5 protein-coding genes are annotated in these 3945 nt (G+C 39.4%); 2 read left to right on the top strand and 3 right to left on the bottom strand.

Annotated elements, in window-relative coordinates:
* Positions 1-319: 319 nt before the first annotated feature.
* A complete protein-coding gene (locus AC1DRF_RS18715) occupies positions 320-2020 on the bottom strand; it encodes a pyruvate oxidase (RefSeq protein ID WP_427076370.1) in 1701 nt (566 codons plus the stop codon).
* A 282-nt stretch (positions 2021-2302) separates the two neighbouring features.
* Between AC1DRF_RS18715 and AC1DRF_RS18710 the strand changes: the two genes are divergently transcribed.
* A complete protein-coding gene (locus tag AC1DRF_RS18710; protein ID WP_013057408.1) occupies positions 2303-2503 on the top strand; it encodes a cold-shock protein in 201 nt (66 codons plus the stop codon).
* Between the two features lie 192 nt (positions 2504-2695).
* On the opposite strand, the gene yjcZ is transcribed toward AC1DRF_RS18710, so the two are convergent.
* The gene (gene yjcZ, locus AC1DRF_RS18705) at positions 2696-2833 is read right to left on the bottom strand and encodes a sporulation protein YjcZ (RefSeq protein WP_013057409.1); all 138 of its coding nucleotides are present in this window, start codon (positions 2831-2833) and stop codon (positions 2696-2698) included.
* 267 nt (positions 2834-3100) lie between these two features.
* On the opposite strand from yjcZ, the gene AC1DRF_RS18700 reads away from it, so the two are divergent.
* The gene (locus AC1DRF_RS18700; RefSeq protein WP_477741374.1) at positions 3101-3337 is read left to right on the top strand and encodes a hypothetical protein; all 237 of its coding nucleotides are present in this window, start codon (positions 3101-3103) and stop codon (positions 3335-3337) included.
* A 29-nt stretch (positions 3338-3366) separates the two neighbouring features.
* Here the strand turns inward: AC1DRF_RS18700 and AC1DRF_RS18695 are convergent, their stop codons facing one another.
* Positions 3367-3639, bottom strand: a complete 273-nt coding sequence (locus tag AC1DRF_RS18695) for a hypothetical protein (protein ID WP_477741373.1) — start codon at positions 3637-3639, stop codon at positions 3367-3369.
* Positions 3640-3945 lie beyond the last annotated feature (306 nt).

Genomic DNA, 3945 nt, shown 5'->3' with positions numbered 1-3945 from the left:
ATCTGGTCTCCAGTTCATGCGGCGTCAGTCMTTACGTTTAAACTTTCTTATTAGTAGTTTATCCTTTATCTCTCTTATCTTAAAGCAGTTTTATAAAAAAAGACCATCCAATTTGGTGTTTTTTTGCTCATCCACTTTATAAAATAAATAATATCACCCCTTTTTATTTGCCGACATTTAAGTTTACATAATAATTTTATAGTTAATCAAATTACCTTCACCATTCCAACAAAAAAATCCAAACGAAGTTGATTCTCTATTAAGAGTCTCGATTCATCGTTTGGATCTTTACTAAAGTACTTTTGTCACAGCCTATTTTTTATAGAGGCGGTAAATCTAGCTTGCCTTCTTGAAACAATTCTTTCACCATATGCTTGGCATAACCCGTTGCTTGTCCTAGCGTAATCTTAGCTGGCATAGGCGCTTCGTTTGCATCAACGATTACATCGATAATACACGGCTTGTTTTGCCTAACAGCACTTTCAAAAGCCGGCAGCAGCTCTTCTTCTTTTTCTACTCGGTAGCCAACACCTCCGCAAATATCTGCATATCTAGCAAAGTTCGGATTTGTTAAGTCTGTTCCGAATTCAGCATTTCCCATTACTTCTTGTTCAAATTTAATCATACCGATTTTATGGTTATTAAATAGCACCACAACTAGCGGAAGATTGTATTTAACAGCTGTAATAAAATCTGCCATCGTCATCGCAAAGCCGCCGTCTCCACAGACCGCAAACACCTGCTTCTCGGGATAAGCAATTTTTCCAGCAAGTGCGCCCGGCAGCCCGCATCCAAGAGTCGCTAGCCAGCTTGAAATCACAAACTGCTGATTTGTCATACGAAAATGACGCGCCATCCATACTGTGACGTTTCCTACATCTACGGACAAGACCGCGTTATCAGCCGCTACGTGCTGAAGCGCTCGAATCACTCGCTGTGGCTTGATAGGTAGACTTTCTTTTGCTTCTTGGGTATCAAGCTGACTCCACCACTTTTTCATACGTTCTTGACTTTGCTCTAAAAACTGGCGGTGTTCTGAGCGGCCAACGTTTTCTAAGAACCACTGAATGGTTGTTTTTGCTGCTCCTGCAAGCCCTGCATCTACAGGATATCTTTTACCAATTTGTGCGGGATCAATATCAATATGAATCGTTTTCGCATGGTCTGGCAAAAATCCTGTAAACGGATAGGACGTTCCAATCATGATGAGCGTATCCGCTTCTTGCATCGCTTCATACGCTGGCTTTGTACCGATTAATCCAAGTCCTCCGAGACAATATGGATGTTCATCCGGTATTGCGCCTTTTCCAGGAAGCGTAAGAACAATAGGTGCTGCGATCTTTTCGGCAAACGCAAGCAGCTCTTCTCTCATTTCATGTGTGCCTCGACCGGCTAAAATAACCGGACTTTCTGCTTTACCAATCAAATTTTTTGCTTTTTCAAGGTCTTCTCTGTGAGGAAAGACGTCTTGTTTAACGATTATGCTTGATGTTTCTCGTGCCTCTGATCCGACTTCAAAACGAGGGATATCATCGGGAATGGTTAACACAGCCACACCTTTTTTAACATAAGCTGTTCGAATCGCTTGATTGACAACAGTGGGAAGCTGTTCAGCGGACATGATTCGCTGGTTATATACAGCCACGTCATCGAACATTCGCTCTAAATTAATTTCTTGAAACGCATCGCTTCCGATAAGATCAGACTCCACTTGCCCCGTAAGTGCTAAAACGGGAGCTTTGTCTAACTTTGCATCATACAAACCATTCAATAAATGAATCGCTCCCGGTCCGGCAATAGCAGTGCATACACCGATTTTACCCGTTAGCTTTGCATATGCAGCCGCTGCGAGAGCTCCCGCTTCTTCATGCCTCACTTGAATAAATTTAATTTTGTCCTGGGCTTTGCGAAGCGGTTCAATAATTGAATTAATGGAGTCTCCTGGCATTCCGTAAATATGATCAACGCCCCATTCAATTAACAGTTCAATCAGTTTTTCCCCTGCTTTTTGTTTAAACATATGACTGACCCCTTTCTTCTTATATATAGAGATAGTGTGACCTGATACGCTCTTTCTTACTTATTTTCACTCGTATAATTTTCGTTTTCTTTCATTAAATGAATGATCTTCTTCGTTAAATTTTCTTCATTCCTTGCAATTATCATTAACTTTTGCTATTCTATAAGAAGAATTATTTTTGTTCGGCAACAATCGATAGGTGAATACTTTCGTCTTAAAGATTTTGATCATGAGCAAGGATAGTAATACAATGTGTGCATAGCACACGAGGAGGCAACATTCATGGAAAAAGGTACAGTAAAATGGTTTAACGCAGAAAAAGGTTTCGGATTTATCGAGCGCGAAAACGGCGACGATGTATTCGTACATTTCTCAGCAATCCAAAGCGAAGGATTCAAATCTTTAGACGAAGGTCAAGCTGTAACATTCGACGTTGAAGAAGGTCAACGCGGACCTCAAGCTGCTAACGTTCAAAAAGCATAAGTAGAAAAAGACTCTGATTTCAGAGTCTTTTTTTTATGTAGAACCACGCATAAAACCTTTTTAACGCGCAGTTTGTACACGTTATTATAAATAATAAACTAAAAAAGTCTCTTCATCCCGAAGAGACCTTTTGTGGAAGAAATAATTGAAGAAATAAAGTGTGGATGTTGCGTCGTCATCATTTTTTAATAATTAGCACCAGCCGCCGCCGAAGCAAGAAGCGCCGATGATGATTAATAAGATGAAAAGTACAATGATTAAAGCGAAACCGCCGCCGCAGCCACCGCCGCCATAACCACAACCGTATCCGTAACCTCCGTAGTATCCCATGTGTTTCACCTCCATTTGCTATACTTTAAGATATGTGGATTTAGTTAAATTGCTCCTAATAATTCCATAGAACTTTTGGAAATGTTTGTCATACACTAAAAATACTGCGTTTTTCAAACATGCCCCACAAAGAGATAAAACCTTTGATTTTATGGGCATTTACTCCTCTTTTCTTTATCTTTTAAAAATGTAATCGCTCCCTTTTTCATGAATGTACAYCGTGCTGAATACCTTTAGTTATGTACACTCACACAGGAGGGATTTTATATGTTAACACTCGAAATTTCAAAGCAAATCGTTAAAAACGTCTACCCTATTGTCTTATCAAATCGCAGTAAAATCTTTCAAGAKGAAGTGAGCGTCGCCGCTTTGCAAGACTACTTTGGTCTTGATCATGCCTTTAGCGTGTATGCAGCCGCCACCATTATTTATCAGCTAGAAGCCGACGGGTATGTATCCAAACCTCTGAAGCGCAATGAATACAAGCGAATTTTGCTCAAATAAAAACAAGCATCCCCGCAAGGATGCTTGTCTTATTTATAGCTATACCTGTCGAATAACTGCYCGACTCTTTTGTGGTAATCAGCAAGGTAGTCAGAAAGCTCAGTTTTACTCAATTTATTTGCCTGTTCCTCAAATAGTGACAGCAGCGAAATTTTAATCATTGCCATTTCCGTTTCCGAGCGATTTTCATTTCGCAAATCTTTTCTTAAATTCCACAGGCTTTGCTCCATTTCATGCTTTAATTGTTCTAGTGAGTGTGGTTCTTCGAATCCGGCACGAATGTCTTTTTTAAATCCACTCATCTTATCACTCCTCGCATTTGCACCTGCTAGATAGTATCTAATGTATACTATACCATAAATAACTATACGAGGCTTAAGCATGCCTTTTAAGCAATTGGTCACAAAATAAAAAACATCTCGTTGGATGTCTTTAACGTTACCTTTTATCTTACTTCGTCTTCTTCACCTTTTACATATTTAAAAAATGAATCAATCATTTCATTTAAAAAATCATTGCGATCTTCAAAATTCATAATTTCTAAAAATTCCACAATATCCTTATCTAAACTAATAGAAGCGGGAACATAAGCAGCCGCTTCCCTTCTT

The sequence above is a fragment of the Priestia sp. P5_B4 genome, assembly GCF_056400385.1.
The sequence above is the reverse complement of the archived record's forward strand: the minus strand, read 5'-3'. Positions and strand labels throughout refer to the sequence as shown.

Bases quoted from the DNA above. Each gene is read 5' to 3' on its own strand.
- AC1DRF_RS18715 (WP_427076370.1), bottom strand. From the start codon at position 2,020: ATGTTTAAACAAAAAGCAGGGGAAAAACTGATTGAACTGTTAATTGAA.
- AC1DRF_RS18710 (WP_013057408.1), top strand. From the start codon at position 2,303: ATGGAAAAAGGTACAGTAAAATGGTTTAACGCAGAAAAAGGTTTCGGA.
- yjcZ (WP_013057409.1), bottom strand. From the start codon at position 2,833: ATGGGATACTACGGAGGTTACGGATACGGTTGTGGTTATGGCGGCGGT.